Source organism: Azonexus sp. IMCC34842 (genome assembly GCF_050368855.1).
Classification (GTDB): Bacteria; Pseudomonadota; Gammaproteobacteria; order Burkholderiales; family Rhodocyclaceae; genus Azonexus; species Azonexus denitrificans_A.
Map to the genome: position 1 here is coordinate 113704 of NZ_CP178449.1, position 21633 is coordinate 135336.

Annotated in this window: 13 protein-coding genes; 11 read left to right on the forward strand and 2 right to left on the reverse strand. The window is 66.7% G+C overall.

Features of this window, described 5'->3' with window-relative positions; genetic code table 11:
* Position 1: 1 nt before the first annotated feature.
* Both ACLIKD_RS00515 and ACLIKD_RS00520 read right to left on the reverse strand, forming a co-directional pair.
* Positions 2 to 1702, reverse strand: a complete 1701-nt coding sequence (locus tag ACLIKD_RS00515) for an autotransporter assembly complex protein TamA (RefSeq protein ID WP_428826724.1) — start codon at positions 1700 to 1702, stop codon at positions 2 to 4.
* A 9-nt stretch (positions 1703 to 1711) separates the two neighbouring features.
* Positions 1712 to 3766 (reverse strand): site-specific recombinase, encoded by a 2055-nt coding sequence (locus tag ACLIKD_RS00520; protein ID WP_428826725.1) that lies wholly within the window; start codon positions 3764 to 3766, stop codon positions 1712 to 1714.
* A gap of 166 nt (positions 3767 to 3932) precedes the next feature.
* Here ACLIKD_RS00520 and ACLIKD_RS00525 point away from each other — a divergent pair, with 166 nt between their 5' ends.
* From ACLIKD_RS00525 to ACLIKD_RS00575, 11 genes are all read left to right on the forward strand, one after another.
* Positions 3933 to 4592, forward strand: a complete 660-nt coding sequence (locus ACLIKD_RS00525) for an OmpA family protein (protein WP_428826726.1) — start codon at positions 3933 to 3935, stop codon at positions 4590 to 4592.
* Positions 4593 to 4658: 66 nt separating this feature from the next.
* Positions 4659 to 6851, forward strand: coding sequence for a patatin-like phospholipase family protein (locus ACLIKD_RS00530; protein ID WP_428826727.1), 2193 nt, complete (start codon positions 4659 to 4661; stop codon positions 6849 to 6851).
* A 56-nt stretch (positions 6852 to 6907) separates the two neighbouring features.
* A complete protein-coding gene (locus ACLIKD_RS00535; protein ID WP_428826728.1) occupies positions 6908 to 7246 on the forward strand; it encodes a hypothetical protein in 339 nt (112 codons plus the stop codon).
* A gap of 24 nt (positions 7247 to 7270) precedes the next feature.
* Positions 7271 to 9976, forward strand: a complete 2706-nt coding sequence (locus ACLIKD_RS00540) for a PD-(D/E)XK nuclease family protein (RefSeq protein ID WP_428826729.1) — start codon at positions 7271 to 7273, stop codon at positions 9974 to 9976.
* Positions 9977 to 10110: 134 nt separating this feature from the next.
* Positions 10111 to 11976 carry a PAS domain S-box protein gene (locus tag ACLIKD_RS00545; RefSeq protein WP_428826730.1) on the forward strand — a complete coding sequence of 622 codons (1866 nt, stop codon included), beginning with the start codon at positions 10111 to 10113 and terminating at the stop codon, positions 11974 to 11976.
* Between the two features lie 81 nt (positions 11977 to 12057).
* Positions 12058 to 15465: a UvrD-helicase domain-containing protein gene (locus tag ACLIKD_RS00550; RefSeq protein ID WP_428826731.1), complete on the forward strand. Its 3408-nt coding sequence runs from the start codon at positions 12058 to 12060 to the stop codon at positions 15463 to 15465.
* A 110-nt stretch (positions 15466 to 15575) separates the two neighbouring features.
* Positions 15576 to 16376 (forward strand): substrate-binding periplasmic protein, encoded by an 801-nt coding sequence (locus tag ACLIKD_RS00555; protein WP_428826732.1) that lies wholly within the window; start codon positions 15576 to 15578, stop codon positions 16374 to 16376.
* A gap of 7 nt (positions 16377 to 16383) precedes the next feature.
* On the forward strand, positions 16384 to 17685 hold the full coding sequence (locus tag ACLIKD_RS00560; RefSeq protein ID WP_428826733.1) for a GGDEF domain-containing protein: 1302 nt from the start codon (positions 16384 to 16386) through the stop codon (positions 17683 to 17685).
* A gap of 5 nt (positions 17686 to 17690) precedes the next feature.
* Entirely contained in the window at positions 17691 to 18359 is a 669-nt protein-coding gene (locus ACLIKD_RS00565) for a response regulator transcription factor (protein ID WP_428826734.1), read from the forward strand.
* Positions 18360 to 18372: 13 nt separating this feature from the next.
* Positions 18373 to 19644, forward strand: a complete 1272-nt coding sequence (locus ACLIKD_RS00570; RefSeq protein WP_428826735.1) for a sensor histidine kinase — start codon at positions 18373 to 18375, stop codon at positions 19642 to 19644.
* 37 nt (positions 19645 to 19681) lie between these two features.
* A complete protein-coding gene (locus ACLIKD_RS00575) occupies positions 19682 to 21595 on the forward strand; it encodes an LTA synthase family protein (protein ID WP_428826736.1) in 1914 nt (637 codons plus the stop codon).
* Positions 21596 to 21633 lie beyond the last annotated feature (38 nt).

Sequence of the window (21633 nt, forward strand, 5' to 3'; positions counted from 1 at the left end):
CTCAGAACGGAATCGCCAAGGAGAAGTGCAGTTGCACTTCGCCGGTCCGCTGACCGTAGGCCAGATCGACCCCGATCGGTCCGGCCGGGCTGCGCCAGCGGGCGCCGAGGCCGTAGCCGACGGCCAGCTTGATGTCGGCGAGGTCGTCGATCGCATCGCCGGCATCGACGAAGGCGGCGATGCCCCAGCTGTCGTTCAGCCAGTGCGTGGCTTCGGCGCTGACGACGCCGAGATAGCGCCCGCCGACCGTTGCCGCGCCTTCCTTGATGCCGAGGCTCTGGTAGGCATAGCCGCGCACCGAGCCGGTGCCGCCGGTGCGGAACAGGTAATCCTGCGGGATGCGCCGGCGCGAATCGGCCTGGGTGTAGCCGACCTCGCCGCGCAGGGTCAGCGTATCGACCCGGCCGAGCGGCACGTACTGCAGCCAGCGGCCGTGCAGGCGGACGAAGTTCTGATCGGAGAGCGCCGCCTTGGCGCCGCCGCCGATCTGCGCCTGGAGCACGATGCCGTGGTGCGGGTCGAGCAGGCTGTCGACCTGCCGCCAGGTCCACATCACGTTGGGGACCAGCGCCCGGCTGGTGGTTTCCGGCGCGCCGTCCGGATTGCGGCGTTCTTCCTGCCAGTTCAGCGACAGGCGCTGTTCGATGCTGCCGCGCTGCTGCACGGTCTGCGCGCCAAAGGCGTAGCGCTCGGTCCGCAAGCCCTGGATGTCGCTGCCTTCGGCCATCAGGCCGACGCTGTGCCGGCGGTTCTTGCTGTCGGGTGGCAGGAAGACGTCGGCGTAGGCGGTTTGCCGCTTCTGCTCGAGGCGCACGCCGCTGTTCAGTTCCCAAGCCTGACTGAAAAGGTTGGGGGTCTGGTAATTGACCTCGACGCGGGCTCCGGTGTTCGAGCTGGCACCGGCCCCGAAGCCGATGCGGTGTGGCTGGCGCTCGCGGACGGCGAGCAGCACCGGGGCGGTGATCGTCCCGTCGGCATCGGTATCGGCGTCGCTGGCCGCCGGATCGAGCGTCGCCTGCACCGAAGCGAAGTAGGGCGTCGCTTGCAGCGTGCTCTGCAGTGTGTTCAGGCGGTCGGCGCGGTAAGGCTCGCCAGCGTGGACGACGCGGTTGTAGCGTTCGATCAGGTCCGGCGTATAGCGTTGCAGGCCGGTGATGCGCAGTTCGCCGAAGCGGTAGCGCGGGCCGGCGTCGTAGTGGGCGCTGAGCGTCGCGCGCTGGCTGGCGGTGTCGATTTCGGCGGCACTATCGACCAGCCGGGCGCCGGCATGCTCGGTCGCCAGCAATTCTCCGAGCACCTGCTGCTTGGCGGTATTCCAGTCGGCCTGGCGGAACGGCCGGCCGACCGGCAGGGGCCACCCGGCGATCAGCGTTGCCCGGGTCGCCGCCGCCAGCGGGCCGTCGATGGCGACATTGACTTCGCCGATGGTGGTGCGCGGACCGGGATCGACTTTCAGCAGCAGCCGGCCGTCGCTGTCGGCGAATTCGAGGTGCGGCGAAAAATAGCCCTCGGTTGCCAGGATCTCGCCGAGCTGCTCTTCCAGCTTGTGCCGGCTGCCGGCTTCGGCCGGCAGGTAGGGCGTCAGCAGTTCGCTGATCGCATCGGTTGCCTGCAGCTCGATCTCGCCGGCCGCGAGCGGTGCGGCGAGCGCCATCAACAGCATGGGGAAGAGGCGCCGGGACGCCGCCGAGGCTTTGCTCACCGCCGCATTCTAGCTGCCGGCGGCAGCGTCCGCCGACTGCTTCGGGGGCAGCAGGAAACTGCGCGGCTGTTGGCGCAAGCGCAGCCAGATCGCCGAGAACAACGGACCCCAGTGCTCGAACTGAATGCGCCGGGCGCCGAGGGCGGTGCGCAGGGCCAGCCAGAAACTGACCGCCAGGTTGGTGAAGCCGATCGCGGCGATGCCGAAGGCCGCCCACAGCACGGCCTGGACCGGCAGGGAAAACTGGAAGCCGATCAGCGCGTAGCCGAGATTGGCCGAGGAGAAGGCGATGTGGCGGATGTCGAGCGGCAGGCCGAGGATAGTGCCGATCACCCCGGTCGAGCCGAGCATGCAGCCGAACAGGAAGTTGCCCATCAGGCCGCCCAGCCGTTCCTGGATGTAGTTGCCGAAACGTCCGGCCCGCTCGTCGCCGAACAGGCGGCGCAGCCACGGCAGGCGCCCGATGCGCTGGCCGATGTTGGCATAGGCCGCCTTGTTGTCGAAATAGCCGGTGATCAGCCCGGAGAGGAACAGGTAGAAGCCGGCAATCGCGGCGTGCGGCAGGGCCCAGCTCAAGGGGTCGAGATCGGCGATCAGGTGGGCGCCCTTGTCGGTCGAGATGACCGGCTCGCCGAGCCAGTGGCTCAAGCCGAAACCGATGGCGATGGCCACCGGCAGGGCGACCATCACGTTGCCGGCAATGGCCGCCAGCTGGCTGCGGCTGACCGCCGCGACGACATCGACCAGACGTTCGAGGTCGGCGGCGCGGGTCGGCTTTAGATCGCCGAGCAGGCCGGCCAGCGTTTGCGCCGTCATTGCCGGCTGCTTGGTGGCCACCGTCATGCCGAGCAGGAAGATGAGGACGAAACCGAGGCCGTAGATCATGCTGAACAGGAAGGCTTCGACGAACAGCGGGGCGTGCAGGTCGGCGGTAAAGATCTTGAGCAGCGCCATGCCGCCGATCAGCACGCCGGCCCCGGCCGCCGAGCGCCACATCTGGCGGTAGTCGGCCGTGCTCTCGCAAATGTAGTGTTCGCCGGAGCGCGCCGCGTTCTCGGTGACGCGCACGGCGAGCAGCCGTGACAGCTGGGTCATGTAGAAGCCGAGACTGTTCCGGCGATTTTCGGCGAGGAAGGCGGCGCGGGCGAATTCGGCCGAGGCCTCGATGGCTTCGGCATGGCCGCCGCCGGTCAGGATGGCGACCAGTTCGTGCAGGCGCAGCAGGCTTTGCTCGCTGCGCGTCAGGATGTAGGAGAGGTGCAGGCTGGTACCGATGCTCAGCGCCCGTTTGCGGATGCGCTCCAGGGTGTCCTGGCATTGCGCGGCGATGACCAGCAACTGGCTGCCGTCGTCGGCGGCCTGTGCCGGGTCGCTCTGCGCGGCGCGGAAAGCATTGACGAAATCCAGCGCTTCGGCCGACAGCGCGATGAAGCGCGGCGTATGGTCGTCGAAATCCGGCGAGGCGCGCATCAGTTCGCCCTCGATGCCGAGGCCGCTGACCCGGTGGGCAAGCAGCAGCACGGCGTCGAGCATCTGTTCCTCGATGCCGCGCCAGTCGAGGCTGCGCAACTCCTCGGCCGGGGCGATGAGCGCCCAGAAGCGTTGCGACGCCCCGTCGGGGATGCGCTCCAGCCAGCGCCAGTCGGCGGCCTGGTCGAAAATGACGTGCAGGCAGTCCTTCAACTGCCGCTCGTCGAGTGCTTCGGGCAGCAGGCGGTTGCCCAGGATGCGCCACCACTCGGAGAAAAAGCCGGTGCCCGGCAGGATGCCGCTGTCGGTAAAGAAGGTCATCAGCCGGCGGGCGGCAATGAAATGCACGATATGGGCGCGAAAAGCCCGGCGCAGTTCGCCATCGACCTCCAGTTCGCTCAGCATGCGCTGATAGCGCTCGGCCGATTCGTCGTCGCGCCGGTTCTGCGGGCGCAGGACACTGATCAGGTGGCGGATCAGTTCCAGCGCGTCGGCTTCCGGGTCGCGAAACCGGGCGAGGGCGGCAACCACCGGCTGGTCGCTCGACGTTGGCTTGCCGAGAAGCCAATGGACAAATCTTTTGATGCTTGCCATTACCATCCGTGAATCGAAATCAAGGGTCTATGGTAATTGACCCGTGGCGAAAAACCGGAATTCTCTTTGCATGGCCGCGGCGTAGGAAAGCAACTATTCGTAATAGATTGAGACGGTTTCCCTTACAATGTGGGGGTCTAAAATTTTCGACAGGGATACCCTCATTATGAACATCGTCAAGAAATCACTGGTTCTGGCACTGCTGGCCGGTATCGGCTTCGGTGCTGCTGTTGCACAAGCACAAGAGCGCGTTTATGTCATCGACCAGCGCGACGTCGTCGCCAAGAGCGGCTTCGGCCTGTGCTGGCGTACCGGCTACTGGACCCCGGCTGCCGCGGCCAAGGACGCCGCCGGTTGCGAATGCGACAAGGACCTGCTGCCGAAGGAAGCCTGCGAACCGAAGACCAGCGCTGCAACCGGCGCCGCTCCGGCGAAGACCGGCATCGTTGGCGAAAAGGTCACCGTCGCCGCTGACGCCCTGTTCGACTTCAACAAGGCTGTGCTGCGTCCGGAAGGCAAGGCCAAGCTCGACGAACTGGTCTCCAAGGCCAAGGCGATCAAGCTCGAAGTGATCCTGGCTGTCGGCCATACCGACCGTATCGGTGGCGACGCCTACAACCAGAAGCTGTCCGAGAAGCGCGCTGCCGCGGTCAAGGAATACCTGGTGGCCAAGGGTATCGAAGCCAACCGTGTTTACACCGAAGGCAAGGGCGAAAAGCAACCGGTCACCGGCAACAAGTGCAAGGGCGAGAAGAAGTCCAAGGCGCTGATCGATTGCCTGCAACCGGATCGTCGCGTTGATATCGAAGTCATCGGCACCAAGTAATCGGCCGACGCTTCAACGAAAAGCCCTGCTTCGGCAGGGCTTTTTTGTAACTACCGGTTTTGTCCCATGCCTAATCGCTCTCGTTTGATCCGTCCGTTGATTGTTGTCTTGCTGGCTGTCGTCGTTGTCGCACAGGCCGCCGAAGAACCGCGCCGGCCGCGCGTCGGCCTGGTGCTCGGCGGCGGCGGGGCGCGCGGCGCGGCGCACATCGGCGTGCTGGAAGTGCTGGAAAAACTGCACGTCCCGGTGGACTGCGTCGCCGGCACCAGCATGGGCGCCCTGGTCGCCGGCGCCTGGGCGGCCGGCATGTCGCCGGCGGTGATGCGGCAGAGTCTGGCCAGTGCCGACTGGAACGACATGTTCATCGACAATCCCGAATACTCGGAGATGAGCTATCGCAACAAGGCGGTATCGAGCCGCTACCTGCCCGGCTCGGAGAGCGGCGTCATGACCGATGGCGTCAAATACCAGTCGAGCGTCGTCGCCGGGCAGAAAATCAAGCTGTTCTTCAACCAGCTGGTGCGCGCCAATCAGGGCGAACGCGGCATCGAGCAATTGCCGCTGCCCTTGTCGATCATCGCCACCGATATCGGCACCGGCGAACGCGTCGTCTTGCGCGACGGATCGTTGGCGACGGCGATGCGGGCCAGCATGTCGGTGCCCGGCCTGCTCGCGCCGGTCCTTCATCGCGGGCACAAGCTGGTCGATGGCGGCCTAGTCGACAACGTGCCGATCGGCGAGGTGCGCGAGCGCTGCCAGGCCGACGTGGTGATCGTCGTCAATGTCGGCTCGCCGCTGCTCAAGGCCGAGGATGTCGGCTCGCTGCTGACGGTGTCGACGCAGATGGTCAACCTGCTGACCGAGCAGAACGTGACGCGCTCGCTGGCCACGCTGCGGCCGGGCGACATCTACATCAAGCCCGAGCTCAACGGCATCACCGCCGGCGATTTCGAGCGCCATGCCGAAACGGCCGATCGCGGCCGCGAGGCGGCCGAGGCGATGGGCGCCCAACTGGCCCGCCTGGCCGTCGACCCGGTCCGCTATGCGGCGTGGTGGCGGGGTATCGAAGTGCTCAACCGGGTCTCGCCGAAGATCGATGAGATCGAAATCGTCGGCCTCGACCGGGTCAATCGGGCGGTGATCGAGCGGCATCTGCATGTCGAGCCGGGGCAGACCATCCGGCCGAGCAGCATCAACCGCGATTTGCTCCGGATGTATGGCGACGGCTACTACGAAAGCGTCGATTACACCGTGCTGCAGCAGCGCGAGCGCAACATTCTGCGCGTCATGCCGGTCGAGAAAAGCTGGGGGCCGGATTACCTGCGCTTCGCCGTCAACCTGCAGGCCGACAACAGCCAGGGTTCGGCTTTTTCGCTGCGCGCCGCCTATCACCGGACCTGGCTGAACAAGCTGGGCGGCGAACTGATCGTCACCGGCGAGATCGGTTCGACCCACCGCCTGGGGGCCAATTTCTACCAGCCGCTCGATCCGGCGCAGCGCTTCTTTGCCGAAGCGACGACCGGCGTCGAGCAGGCCCAGATCAACGTCTTTCAGGACGATCGCCGGGTTGCCCAGTACAAGGCGACGGAGAGCGGCATCGGCGCCTACCTCGGGGCCAATGTCGGCTTGCTCGGGCCGGTCCGTCTCGGCTGGGTCGAACGGCATCGTTTCTTCGATCTCGATATCGGCTCGCCCTCGTTGCCGAGCGCCGACCAGAAATTCGGCGGCTGGCGGACAACGCTCGATTTCGATCAGTTCGACCGGATGTATTTCCCGACCCGGGGTTGGGCGGCCCAGCTGTCGTATTTCGATTCGCCGCAGCAGAACTACTCGCGGGCCGATGCCGACCTGCGCGGCGCCTTCGCGTTCGGCGGCACGGTGTTCAATGCCCGGCTTCGCTACATCGGTTCGCCGAAGGGCGAATTGCCGCTCTACGATGCGGGAATGCTGGGCGGCTTCCAGAACATGACGGCCTTCGCGCCGAACCAGATCATCGGCGACGACATCCGCTACGCCGGTCTGCGCACCGAGCAGATCATCGGCCGCCTGCCGCTCGGTTTGCGCGGCGACATGCGCCTCGGGCTGTCCTTCGAGGCGGCGCAGGTCGGGATGCGCTACAGCGAATCGAAGCTCAACGGGGTTCTCGATTCGACGGCGGTCTATATCGGCGGCGAAACGCCGTTCGGTCCGGCCTATTTCGGTCTCGGCTACTCGACGAGCGGCGTTTCCAATATTTTCCTGTTTGTCGGGACACCCTGACCGCACCGCGTGCCGGCGGCTGGCATACTGCCCGAATTGATGTGCTGGAGAAAATCATGCAATTGCGTTTCCTGATCTGCCTGGTCGGCAGCCTGTTGTCGGCCGGCATGGGCCTCGCCCAAAGCAATGCCGTTCCGGCCAGTCCGCCGGGTCCGGCGCGCCCGGCCATGCCCGGCAAGGTAGCGCCCAGCCTGCCGCCGTCCGAGGCGAAGCCGGTGCCACCTGCGGCGCCGGCCCGGCCGGCGATGCCCGGCTCGGTCGGGAGCGAGACGCGTTCGCTGGCCCCGGCGCGGCCGACGGCCAGACCGGCCTCGCCGGTGGTCAAACCGGCGAAGCCGGAACGTCCGACGCTGCCGGCTCCCGCCCGCCCGGTACGGCCGGCCAGAGCCAACTGAGCGACCGGACTGCTGGCCAATCGTATGAGCCAAACCCTCTATCTGTGCGCCACCACCCGCCTTGCCCAAACCTTGCGCGGCGCGGTGCCGGGCGGGCAAACCGTCTGGCGGACGCGGCAGGCGCTGACCGTCGGCCAATGGCTGGCGGCGCTGGCCGACGAAGCCTTGCTCAGCGGCCTTGCCGAACTGCCGGGCGGCCTCGACCCGTTCGCCGAGCGGCTGCTCTGGGAAAGCGTTATCGAAGCGTCGCTGACCGAGGCGGCACCGCTCTTCGATATTCAGGGCATGGCGACCTCGGCTGCCGAGGCGCATGCCCTGGCGACGATCTGGCAGATCCGCCCGAGTGGCGCCACGCTGTCCGACGAAGCACGCTTGTTTCTCGGCTGGCAGGCCGAATTCGTCAAACGCTGCCGGAGCAGCCAGTGGCTCGACCAGGCCAGCCTGCATCGGCAGCTGATCGGCTTGATCGAGGCCGGTCATTTCAACTTGCCGCCGGCCGTGGTTTTTGCCGGCTTCGATCGCCGCACGCCGCTTGAGGAGTACCTGGCCGCCGCGCTGACGGCACGCGGGGTCGTCGTCGACGATGCCGCCGATCGCCTCGACGAGGGCAGCGCAGCGGACGGCGCCGGAACGCGTCGGCGCCTGGCCTGCCCCGACAGCGCCGCCGAATGCGCCGCCGTCGCGGCTTGGGCGAGCGCCCAGCTGGCCGCCAATCCGGCCGTCAGGCTGGGCGTCGTGGCGCCCGACCTGGCCGGCGTGCGCGACCGGCTGGAGTTCGCCCTCGACGATATTTTGCACCCGTCGCTGATTCGGCCCGATGCCGGCGAAGTGGCGCGTTCCTTCAACTTTTCGCTCGGCCGGGCTCTGGCCGATCTGCCGCTGATCCGTGTCGGCCTCGAGCTGCTGGCCGTCGGGGCGGTCGGCAAAGGCCGCGGCAAGGTCGAGCAAAGCCGCTTGTCGGCGCTGTTGCTGGCCGGCGGCTGGGCGGCCGCCGAGCACGAAGCCGACGGGCGGGCCCGGCTCGATGCCACGCTGCGCCGCGACCTGCCGTATTTCACGACATTGTCGGCGCTGATCCGGCAGGCCGAACGGCTGGCTGAAAAAGCGCCGCCGCTCTGCCCGCAAACCATCGCCGCGCTGCACGAATTTATCGCGACGCTGAACGGCTGGCCGAAAACCTTGCGCCCCGGCGAATGGACGGCGCGTTTCCGCCAGGCGCTGAAAGCGCTTGGCTGGCCCGGCGAGCGGCCGCTGTCCAGCCACGAATTCCAGGCCTGCCGGGCGTTCGGCGAAGTCCTCGACGGCTTCGGCCGCTTCGACGCGCTGCTCGGCCCCTTGTCGTTCGCCGAAGCCGTCCGTCGTCTGACGCAGCTCTGCCGGCAGCGTATCTTCCAGCCGGAAACGCGCGGCCAGCCGGCCATCCAGGTGCTCGGCGTACTCGAAAGCGCTGGCCTGGCTTTCGATGCCCTGTGGGTGATGGGCATGAATGACGACCTCTGGCCGCCGGCCCCCCGGCCGAATCCGCTGCTGCCGGCCGAACTGTTGCGGGCAGCCGGCGCGGCGCATGCCAGTGCCGAGGTCGAACTCGATTTCGCGACGCGCGTCCATGCCCGGCTGTTGCTCGCCGCACCCGATGTGACGTTTTCGTATGCGCTGGCCGACGGCAACCGGATACTCCGCCCCAGTCCGCTGATCGCCGGCTTGGCGGCGGCCGCTGCCGGGCCGGTGGTCGGCGAGGCGCTGGCCCGCCAACTGGCCGTCCAGGCTGGCATCGCCTGCGAGCGGCGGGCCGATGCGCTGGCTCCACCGGTCGCCGAAGGCGAGAAAGTCTCCGGCGGCAGCTGGTTGCTGCGTGCCCAGGCAATCTGCCCGGCCTGGGCCTATTACCAGTACCGGCTGGGCGGCGAAGCCATGGAGGAGCCGGTCGAAGGCCTCGACCCGGCGGCTCGCGGGACACTGGTGCACGAAGCGCTGGAAGCGTTCTGGCGCGACGTGCGCAGCTCGCAGGCGCTGGCCGCCCTGGCCCCGGCCGCGCTGGCGCAGGTCATCGGGGCGGCGGTGCGGCAGGCGCTTGAGAGCTTTGAAACGGAACGCCGGGTCAGTTTGCCGGAGCGCTTCCGCCAACTGGAGGCGGCGCGCCTGGAAAAATTGTTGACCGTTTGGCTGGCCGTCGAAGCCAAGCGCGGGCTGGATTTCACGGTGGTCGCCTGCGAGCAGCCGGCCGAAGTCGAGATCGAGGAAATCCGGGTAAAAATGGTGGTCGACCGCATCGATCAACTGGCCGATGGCCGGCAGGTCATCATCGACTACAAGACCGGCGCCGCCATCGACATCAAGAACTGGGCCGCGGCCCGGCTGACCGAGCCGCAATTGCCGATCTACGCGGCGCTGGTCGCCGACGAGGTGGCGGCCGTGGTTTTTGCCAAGGTCCTGCTCGACAAGCCGGGATTCGCCGGGGTGGCCGACGAAAAGGACATCCTGCCCGGTGTCCAGGGGGTCGGCGACGACAAGCAGAAGATTTTCGATCCGGCCGAATTCCCCGACTGGATCGCCGTCGTCATGCACTGGCGCGAACGCCTGCATGCCGTCGCCCGCGAAGTTCGCCAGGGCGTCGCCGGGGTCAGTTTCGCCGACGCCAAGGCGCTGCAGTATTGTGAAGTGAAGCCGCTGCTCCGCCTGGCCGAGCGCCAGCGCCTGCTGGCTGAAGCGCAAGCCAAAGGCACCGGCTGAGCCGCGCTTGCCGGTAGCCGGTGTATGCTAGCTGGTGGACGTGTGGCATCCACCGGCCGGCCAGCTGTTCGGCGTAGGTTTGGCCTATAGTGGAAAAGCAAATTGACTGATTTTCCGGTGCCGCCGAGAGCACCATGGCGGCATGCAAGGAGATTGCGCTGATGAAGGACAAGGCTGGCCGGGCGTCGGCAGCAGGCGATGCGGCGCACCGGCAGGATACGGGGAGGACCGACCTGTCGATGCCGGCGTTGCTGCACGAGCTTGAATGCCAGAAACGCCAGCTGGAAGACAAAAACGCCGCATTGCGCCAGGCCTTGGCCGAAATCGAGGTGGCGCACAACCGTTACCTCGATCTCTATGAATTGTCGCCGGTCGGCTATCTGACCCTGACGCGCGACGGGCTGATTGCCGAAATCAATCTGACCGGTGCCGAACTGTTCGGCACCGCGCGCGACCGCCTGCTTGGCCAGGATTTCGCCGCCTATCTGGCAACGGAAGATGCCGAGCGCTGGCAACAACTGTTTGCTGCGCTGATCCTGCACGGTGGCCAGCAAACGGCTGAATTCAAGCTGCAGCGACCGGCGGCCGGCGTCGTTTATCTGCAACTCGATTGTCTCGGCGTGCGCCGGGAGGATGAGAGGCTCGCCGTGCACGTGGCGCTGACCGACATCTCGGACAAGAAGAATGCCGAAATCGCCCGCGAGGAATCGGAGGCGCGGTACCGGGCGATTTTCGACAAGGCGCGCAACGGCCTGGTCGTTGCCGATGTGACCAGCAAGCGCCTGCTCAGCGCCAACGAAGCCTTTCTGACAATGGTCGGTTATTCGCGCGACGAACTGCCGGAACTCGCCGTTCCCGACATCCACCCGGCGGCCGAGATGCCGCAGGTGAACCAGGCCTTCGCCCAACTGGTCAGCGGCGAGATCGAGGCCGCCGAGAACATCCCGGTACGTCGCCATGACGGCCGGATCATCTACGTCGACATCAATGGCAGCCCGTTTGTCCTGAACGGCCGACCGTGCATCCTCGGCGAATTCCACGACATCAGCGGGCGCAAGCAGGTCGAGGACGCCTTGCGCGAGCAGAAGGAGTTCTTCCGCCTGATCGCCGAGAGCATCGAGGGCTTCATCGCCGTTCTCGATACCGAGGGGCGGCGCATCTACAACAGCCCGTCGTATGCCCAACTGCTCGGTGAGCGCAATCTGTCCGGCACGATGTCCTTTCTCGATGTTCATCCGGCCGACCGGGAACGCGTCGTCCAGGCCTTCCAGGACAGCGTCGTTTCCGGGGTCGGGCAACACCTCGAGTATCGCTTCCTGCGGCCAGACGGCAGCATCCGCCAGATGGAATCGCACGGCGGGGTGATTCGCGACGAGCAGGGGGCGGTCAAGTACGTGGTGGTGGTCACTCATGACGTCACCGAGCGCAAGGCGGCCGAGGAGAAGATCCATCACCTCGCCTTCTACGACGCCCTGACCCAGCTGCCCAATCGCCTGATGTTGAACGACCGCTTGCAGCAGGCGATGGCGGCAAGCCGGCGGAGCGGCCGTTACGGGGCGCTGATGTTCCTCGATCTCGACGATTTCAAGCCGGTCAATGACATCCACGGCCATTGCGTCGGCGACTGCCTGCTGGTCCAGGCGGCCGAGCGGATCAGCCGGTGCGTCCGCGAGATCGACACCGTGGCGCGCTTCGGTGGCGACGAATTCGTCGTCATGCTGGGCGAACTCAACGTCGATCTCGGGCCGTCGATGCTTGAGGCCGGGATGGTCGCCGACAAGATCCGCCTGGCCATCGGCGAACCGTTTGTCCTCGATGTCCGGGCCAAGGACGGTTCGCTGAGCAGCGTCGAACTGCACTGCACGGCGAGTATCGGTGTCGCGATGTTCTTGAACCACGAGTTCACCGAGGAAGAGGTGCTCAAGCTGGCCGATATCGCGATGTATCGGGCGAAGGACGCCGGCCGCGACTGCATCCGTTTCTCGCCGGCCGAGACCTGAGGCGGGACGAAACGGCCGAGATGTCGGACAATTGCGGCCGGGCGCCGCGGTGGCGCGACGGACAATTTCCAGGATAAACAGATGAATGCTGCGGTCGACCGCCTGCAAGAGGACGAAACCGCCCGGCGCCGGGCCCTCGACGTCGCCTCTTTCATCGTCGAAGCCCCGGCCGGGGCCGGCAAGACGGAGTTGCTGACGCAGCGCTACCTGCGCCTGCTGGCCGTCGTCGAGCATCCGGAAGAAGTGCTGGCGCTGACCTTCACCAACAAGGCGGCGACCGAAATGCGCGACCGCATCCTCGGCAGCCTGGAACGCGCTGCGGCCGGCGAACTGCCGGAACAGCCGCACAAACGCCTGACCTTCGAGCTGGCCGAGCGGGTGCTGGCCCACGACCGGGCGCGGAGCTGGGGCCTGCTCGGCCATCCCGGGCGCCTGCGCATCACCACGCTCGACGCGTTGTGCGCCAGCCTGGCCCGGCAGATGCCTTACCTCAGCCGTTTCGGCAGCCAGCCCGGGGTCAGCGACGATGCCGCGGCGCATTACGCGGCGGCCGCCCGCCGGACGCTGGAAATGCTCGAAGGCGAGGGGGCCGATGCCGATGTAGTGGCCGCCGCGCTGGCCTTCATGGACAACAATGCCGGCCGCCTGGAACGCCTGCTGGTCGCCATGCTCGGCCGTCGCGACCAGTGGCTGCACCACGCGACGCGGATCGAAAGCGGCGAGATGCGGGACGAAGTCGAAGCCGGCTTTGCCGCCCTGATCGAACGCGATCTGGCGCAGCTGGCCGGGCTGCTCGAGGCCGGCTGGCAGGCCCGGCTGATGCCGCTCGCCCGCTTCGCCGCGGCCAACGTGCCGGAAGTGCTCGAACCGCTGCTCGAATGGACGACGCCGCTGGCCGGCGAGATCGCCGATCTGGCCCGCTGGCAGGCGCTGGCAACGCTGCTGCTGACCGGCACCGGGACGCTGCGCAAGGTCCTGACCAAGAACATCGGCTTCCCGGCCGACAAGGCGGTCAAGGCGCAGAAGGAGGCGATGGGCGAGTTGCTCGCCGATCTGGCCGCCGTTCCCGAACTGGAAGCCGGGCTCGGCCAGTTGGGCAGTCTGCCCTACCCGGAACTGAGCGATGCCGAATGGGCCACCGTCGAATGCTTCTCGCGCCTGTTGCGGCTGGCTGCCGGGCAGTTGTGGCTGACCTTTCAGGAGGCCGGCGAGGTCGATTTCATCGAAATCGCCGCCCGTGCCGGGCTGGCGCTGGGCGATGACGAAGCGCCGACCGATCTGGCCGAGGCGCTCGACTATCGCATCCGCCACCTGCTGGTCGATGAGTTCCAGGACACCAGCCCGAGCCAGGTCTCGCTGATCGAAAAGCTGACGCGCGGCTGGATGCCGGACGACGGCCGAACGCTCTTCGTGGTCGGCGACCCGATGCAGTCGATCTACCGTTTCCGCAAGGCCGATGTCGGGCTGTTCCTGCGGGTTCGCGAACGCGGCATCGGCGACATCCGGCTCGAACACCTGCGCTTGTTCCGCAACAACCGTTCCTTCCCGGGCATCGTCGATTGGGTCAATGCCAGTTTTCCCGGCATTTTTCCGGCCGCCGACAATCCCGGTTCCGGCGCTGTCTGTTACGCCGAGTCGGCCGCCACCCGGCCCGCCCACGCCGACAGCGGGGTCAGCGTCGAGGCGCTGATTGCCCGCGATGACAGCGACGCTGCCGAGGACGAAGGGCGCCGCGTGCTCGATCTGATCCTTGCCAGCCGCCGGGCCAGTCCGGACGAACGGATCGCCGTGCTGGTCAGGGCGCGCAGCCATCTCGACGCGCTCGTCGCCGAGATCCGCCGGCGGGCGCCGGACCTGCGTTTTCAGGCGGTCGAGATCGAAGGGCTGGCGGCCCGCCAGCATGTCCAGGATTTGCTCACCCTGTATTCGGCGCTTGCCCACCGGGCCGACCGCGTGCACTGGCTGGCCGTCCTGCGTGCCCCGTGGTGCGGCCTGCTGCTGGCCGATCTGCACGCCCTGGCGGCGGACGACAAGCAGCGCACCATCTGGCAATTGATGCAGGACGAGACGCGCCTGGCCCGGCTGTCCGCCGATGGCCGGCAGCGCCTTGGTCATGTCCGCGCCGTCCTGGACCAGGCCTTCGCGCATCAGGATCGCCGCCACCCGCGGCGCTGGCTGGAGGGCGTCTGGCTGATGCTTGGCGGCCCGCAGTGCCTGGAGGCACCGGAGGCGATGGCCGATGTCGAGGCTTTCTTCCGGCTGGTGGACAAGCTGGCGGCGGCCCGCAAGCTGAATGCCGAAACCCTCGCCGCCGCGGCCGCCGAGTTGTTCGCGCCGCCCGACGCCCGGGCTGGCGACGGCATCCAGATGATGACCATCCACAAGTCGAAGGGCCTCGAATTCGAGACCGTGATCCTGCCCGGCCTGCACCGCACCACCGGCGTCAACGAGAGCAGCCTGCTGCTCTGGGACGAAGTGGCCGGGGCCGACGGCAGCGAACATTTGCTGGTCGCCCCGCTGAAGGCCAAGGGCGTCGGCAATGAGCAGCCGAGCACCTACGACTACCTGAAAAAGTTGGAAGGCGAGCGCGCCGCGCACGAAGACGAGCGCCTGCTCTATGTCGCCGCCACCCGTGCCATCCGCCGCCTGCACCTGGTCGGTGTGGCGCAGGCCGATGACAAGAAGGAGGACGGCTTGAAGCCGCCGGCCGGTGGCTCGCTGCTCAAGCTGCTCTGGCCGGGCGTCGCCCAGCCGGTGTTCGCCGCCGCCCTGGGGGCCGGCGTGGCGCCGGCCGCAGCGCCCGGCGAGATCGATCCGGCGACTTTCGTGCCGCCGCTGGTCCGCCTGATCGCGCCCGGTGTGCCGCCGCTGCTGGCAAACCTGCCGGCGACCGCGCTCCCGACGGCCGGCAACGCCGAGCAGCCGGACGCCGTCGAGGCCGGCCTGGCGTTGGAGGCCTCGGTCGGCACGCTGGTTCATCGCTGTCTCGAACTGATTGCCGGGCAGGGCTTGGCGCATTGGCCGGTCGAGCGTATCGCCGGTCTCGAGCCGGCCTGGCGGCGCTGGTTGCAGAACCAGGGGCATGCTGCCAAGGCGGCGGCCAGCGGCGCCGCAGAGGCCGTGGCGGCGCTGTGCACGACACTGACTTCGGAGAGCGGCCGCTGGGTTCTTGCCGCGCATCCGGAAGCCGCCGCCGAACAGGCGTGGAGCAGCCTGCCCGATGCCGCGATCACCGAGGGCACGGCACGCCAGGGCGCAGTAAACCACGTGATCGACCGGGTTTTCCTCGCCGACGGCTGCCGCTGGATCGTCGACTACAAGACCGTACGCGGGCCGGCGGTCGATCTGCCGCAACGCGCCGAACAGTTCCGGCCGCAACTCGAGCGCTACGCCGCCTTGTTCCGCGCCGATGCCCGGCCGCTACGGATGGCGATCTATTTTCCGCTGCAGGGCCAGCTGCTCGAATTGCCGGCCCGGCCGGCCGGATAAGCGAGGCGCTGGAAAACGCTTCATTGTTATACTTTGCCGATCGATACTAGCGAGTGAGGCGGCATGTTCCTCCTGTTGCGCCCCCGGTTTCAGCCCTTCAGACTTGATTGATGCGCGCCTTTTTATCCATCGTCCTGCTCTTGCTTGCCTGCGCCTCCGTCGCCCAGGCCGGGTCATTGCGCATTGCCCTGGGGGTGCAGAACAACCTCTCGCCAGCGCCCGGCCAGTCCGCCAGGGGTGGCGCGCAGAGCGGCGGTCTGATCGCTTTCAATGAAGATCTGGCGCGCGAAATCTGCCGGCGGATCAATGCCCGTTGCGTGACGCGCCATGTGCTGTTCGGCGAAATACTGCCGGGCATCGAGGGCGGAAAGTTCGAGCTCGGTTTCGGCAATTATCTGCGGACGCCGGAACGCGAAAAACAAGTGGCCTTCAGCGACCCGCTCTGGCGTTCGTCCTCGCGCTTGCTGGCGGCGCCGGCGACGACACAGCGTTTTACCAGGCGGCTCGGCCGTGAGCCGGACCTGGCCAGCTTGCGCGGGGCGCGCCTCGGCGTCGTCGCCGAAACGCAGCAACACCGCTATCTGCAGAGCATTGCCCAGGCACAGGAATTGACGGTACTCACCGCCCCGACGATAGGCGACGCCCTCACCCTGTTGCGCGAAGGGAAGGTCGATTTCTGCCTGTTTCCAATGCTCAGCGCCTACGCCATGTTGAATTCCGAGCCGGCCGGGGCCTTCGAGTTTGCCGGCCGGCCGCTGACCGAAAGCGGGCTGGGCGGCACGGTCCATATCGCCCTGCCGAAAACCGACGGTGCCTTGCGGGAGGGCGTCAACCAGGCCATCGCTGCGATGCGCGCCGACGGCACCTACCACCGCATCGTGCGGCGGCATTTTCCTTTCAGTCTGGATTGAGGCCGGGATGATCGATAACTTTTCCGGTTTCAAGGGCATTCGGGCCGGTCGCGCCTTCGCCTTGCTGGCCGCCCTATTCGTCCTGATTTTCGGGGCGATGGTCGTGCTGATCGCGCTCGACCAGCAGCGGGTGATCGATTCGACGACCCGTCTGCAGGACCAGACGGTGCCCGAGATCATCCGTCACCAGCGGCTCTCCCGCAATCTCGAGCAGCTGCGTCAGGAAGGCGAACGGGTCTTCGCGGCCAGTACGCCGCAAGCCCGCCAGCAGGCGATGTTCGTCGTGACGCTGGTGGCCAGTCATCCGAGTGTCCTGGAGCATCGGGAGGCAGCCGAGCAGGCGCGCCTGCTCGAACGTTTTCTGGTCGATGTGCTCCGCCAGTCAAGCCGCGACGAAAATGCCTTCGCCGCCAATCTGCCCGAATGGCAGCGGCTGTCGGCCCGCCTCGGCCTGCTGGTCGACGATATTTCGATTCAGGGAACCAACCTGGCGACGAAAGACCTCGGCGACGTCGCGGCGGCGATGAATCTGGCCCGCTTGAAGTTGTACGGGGCGATGGTGGTGGTCGGCCTGTTCCTGTTGATTTTCCTGGTCTTGCTGCGGGCCCACCTGATCCACCCGCTGCAACTGATCGACAAGGCCTTGTCGGGCCTCAGCGTCGAACGGCCGGCCCCGCAATTCGCAGCCTCGCCGATGATCGAGATTCAGGTCGTCGAGGAGGCGATCGGCGAGTTGCACGCGTCGCTGCTGCAGAATGAAGAGGCCCGCCAGGCGCTGGAAAATCTGGCCAACAAGGATGGATTGACCGGGCTGACCAACCGGCGCCATTTCATGCTGCTGGCCGATGCCGAGCTGCAACGCGCCCAGCGCTACCGGCGGCCGATTACCGTCGGCATGGCCGATCTCGATTTCTTCAAGAAACTGAACGACAGCTATGGTCACGCCGCCGGCGACACGGTCCTCCGTGCCGTGGCAGAGCTGATGCAGGAGACGCTGCGCCAGTCGGATCTGGTCGGCCGCTACGGTGGCGAGGAATTCGCCTTTCTGTTCCCGGAAAGCACGCTGGCCGAGGCCGCCAAGCTGGCCGAACGGTTTCGCGCCCGCTGCGCCGATTACGATATCCGCCTGGCCGACGGGCGCCTGGTCCGGGTCACGCTGAGCATGGGGCTGGCCGACGCCAGCGAGTGCCCGCTCGAAATCGCCCTCAAGCATGCCGACGATGCCCTCTATGCCGCGAAACACCAGGGCCGCAACCGGGTCGTCGTGGCCGGCGGCGATGTGGCGGCCGATCTTCCGCTTGATGCCTAGGGCCGATGCATATCCTGATCGTCGAAGATGACCGCGTGATTGCCGAGAATCTCTACGATTTTCTCGAGGCCTGCGGCCATCAGTGCGACTTTGCCATGACGCTGGCGGCGGCCCGGCCGCTGCTCGCGGCCGGTGGTGTCGACGCCCTGGTGCTCGACCGCAATCTGCCGGATGGCGACGGGGCCAGCCTGGCCCGCCAGTTGCGTGGTGCCGGCAACATGCTGCCGATCCTGATGTTGACGGCGCGCGATGCGCTGGACGACAAGCTGGCCGGTTTCGCCGCCGGGGCCGACGACTATCTGGCCAAACCCTTCGCCCTGAAGGAGGTCGAGGCGCGGCTGCAGGCACTGCAACGACGGAGCAGCGGCCGCCCCGACAGCGGACCGCTGAGCGCCGGACCACTGACCTACGATGGTGTCGCCCAGGAGGTTCGCCTGAACGGCCGCCGGCTGGCCTTGCCGCCCAAGGCCAGCCGTCTGCTGGCGGTGATGATGTCGCATCCGAATCGCCTGTTTTCCCGGCGCGAACTGGAAATTGCGATCTGGGGCCATGAGCAGGCGTCGAGCGACAATCTGCGCAGCGTCCTGCACACCGTCCGCAAGGCGGTCGGCGATGACGCGGCCATCGGCATCCAGAACGTCCATGGCCTTGGCTACAAGCTCGTCGGTGCCTGAGCGAGGCCCCAGCATGCGCTTCCGGGTCGCCGCCTCGCTGGCGGCGCTGGCCCTGCTCGTGCTGCTGGTGCACTCGGTGGTCACGGTCCTGCTCTTCGATAAAAAGGAAGAGGAGTTCATCAACCACCAACTCGATGCCCAGATTGCCTACAGCATGGAAATCTGGCGCCAGTCGCCCAATGCCGCACTGCCCAATACCCCGGCGATGTGGTTGTACCGGGTCGGCCGGGGCGAGACGGCCGGCGCCGTGCCGCCGCTGTTGGCCGGGTTGGCGGTCGGCAATCATGAGGTTTATCTGGGCAGCAAGGAATATCACGTCGCCGTCCGCGAGGATGAGAGCGCCCGCTATATCCTGGCCTACGACGTCGACGATCACGAGTCGCGGCTCGACAGCCTGATGCTGACGACGCTCAGCGCCTCGCTGCTGCTCGGTTTGCTGACGTTGATCGCCGGCTTCCATCTGGCCGGCCGCCTGACCCGCCGCCTGGAACGTCTGGCCGTCCGGGTCGAGCAGGAAACGCCCGGCTCGCTGGTCGAGTCGGGCATGGAGCGCGAACTGCAGGCGGTGGCCGAAGCCCTTGATCATTACCGGGCACGGCAGGGCGCCATGCTCGAACGCGAGCGGGCTTTCGCCGCCAATCTGTCGCATGAGTTGCGCACGCCGCTGACCGGCATCCGCACCGATGCCGAATTGCTGGCGGCCCTGCCGGACCTGCCGGAGACCATCGCCCGGCGGGGCAATCGCATCGTCGATAGCGTCGACCGCATCAACGGCCTGGCGAACAGCCTGCTGATCCTGGCCCGCGAGGCGAAACCGGCGCTGCTCGAGGAGATTCAGCTGCCAGCGGCGATCCAGTCGGTCTGGGCGGCATTGATGCTGGCGGCCCCGAAAGCGGTCGGTCTGCGCCTGGAAATACCCGAAGGGAGCACGGTCAGCGCCGATCCCGCCTTGCTCGATCTGGTCCTGCGCAATCTGCTCGATAATGCGCTGCGTTACAGCGACACCGGCGAGATCGTCTGTCGCCTCGCCGAGAGCAAACTGGTCGTGCGCGATACTGGGCCCGGCTTTGCCGAAGAGGATCTGGCGCGCGTTTTCGACCGCTTTTTCGTCGGCCCGCGCGGCGCCAACGGCCTTGGTCTGGCCCTCGTCCGTCACGTCTGTTCGGCCAGCGGCTGGCAGGTCAGCGCCGGCAATGCCGCAGCGGGCGGCGGTGAAATAACCGTCGATTTCGGCGCCGGCCTGTCGCGTTACGCGGTGCCTCACAATTTCCTCACAGGCGCTTGAGTAGACTGTCGCGCAATACATTTTGCGGTGGTTGGCGATGAAGCGATTCGATGGTTTGAACGGGCACGGACTGCGCGTCTGGGGTTTGACGGGGCTGATTGCGATGGGCGTTTTTCTGCTCACCCGGATCGTGCTGCTCGTCCATGCAGTGATCTTCAGCCAGCAGACGCTCGACGTTCTGCTCGTTCCGCTGGCCCTCGGCGTGCTGCGCGACATTCCGGCAGCGGCCGTGGTCGCTTCGCCGTGGCTGGTCTTCGAGCTGCTGTTCAGCGCCAAGTGGCGCGACCGGCTGCGCCGGCCGCTGTTCGCCATCTATCTGTTCACGCTGTTTTTCGTCGCGGTCTCGGAAGGGATCTTCTGGGACGAGTTCAGCGTTCGCTTCAACTTCATCGCCCTCGATTACCTGGTGTTCACCACCGAAGTGATCGGCAACATCAAGGAATCCTATCCGGTCGGCAAGATTGTCGCGGCACTGGCCGTGCTGACCGCCGTCGTCTTCTGGGGGCTGCGCCGCCCGTTGCGCCTGGCCCTGGCGGTCGATGTCAAACGGCGCAGCCAACTGGGCTGGGCGCTCGGCCTGCTGGTCGTCGCCTGGGTCAGCGCCTACAAGATGGCGCCGCCGGAGTTTGCCGCCAACACCTACGCCAACGAACTGGCCGACAACGGCTGGCGCAGCTTCCTCTGGGCGGCCCGTCAGAACAAGCTGAATTACCGCCAGTTTTACGCCACCCGGCCGGATGGCGAAGTGATGACAGACCTGCAACGCCTGTCCGGCCATGGCCTGGTGACGGCGACCCAGCAACCGGTGCAAAAGGTCGCCTACAAGCCGGCCAAGCAACCGAACGTGGTCGTCGTGATGATGGAAAGCATGTCGGCCGAATATATGGCGACTTTTGGCAACGATGAAGGGCTGACCCCCAATCTCGATCGCCTGGCCAAGGAAGGCCTGCTGTTCACCCGTCTTTACGCCGCCGGCACCCGCACGGTGCGCGGCCTCGAAGCGCTCTCCGCCGGTTTGCCGCCGTTGCCCGGCAAGTCCGTCGTGCGCTGGCCGAACATCACCAACCTGAACACGCTCGGCGGCGCGCTGGCCGCCCGCGGCTGGTCGCCGCATTTCCTGTACGGCGGCTACGGCATGTTCGACAACATGAACGGCTACTTCGCGGCGCAGGGCTACCAGGTGACCGACCGGACCGGCTTCAAGGACGGCCTGATCGAATTTGAAAATGTCTGGGGCGTCGCCGACGAACATCTGTTCGACCAGGTGCTCGGCGAAATCGATGCCGATGCCGCCGCCGGGCGTCCGTTCTTCGGTCACATCATGACCGCCTCGAACCACGTGCCATTCACCTACCCGGAAGGGCGCATCGACATTCCTTCCCCCGGCAAGCGCCGTGGCGGCGTCAAGTACGCCGACTATGCGGTCGGCCGGTTCATCGAAATGGCCAAGCAGAAGCCGTGGTTCGACAACACCATTTTCGTCTTCGTCGCCGACCACTGCGCGAGCAGCGCCGGCAAGGCGAAGATCCCGGTGCATCGTTACCACATCCCGGCCATCGTCTATGCGCCGAAGCTGATCGCGCCGAAGCGCGTCGATACGCTGGCCAGCCAGATCGATCTGGTGCCGACCATGCTCGCCATGCTCGGCCTGCAAGGCGACGATCACTTCGTCGGCCGCGACATCCTGCGCATGCCGCCGGAAGAGGGCCGGGCGTTACTGTCGACCTACCAGAACCTCGGTTACCTGAAGGGCGACGTGATGACGGTGCTGGAACCCCGGCGCAAGATCGAAACCTTCAAGATCAGCGCCGACGGCAAGGACGCCCAGCCGATGCCGACCAATCCCCAGCTGGCCGAAGAGGCGATTGCCTACTTCCAGGGGGCTGCGCTGCTGATGGACCGGCACGGCGAACATGGCGAAGCCGCGGCGCCCAGTCGCAGGGGCTTGTAGGCGGCAGTCACGCCCGCTGACGCTGGCGGCGGCCGGCC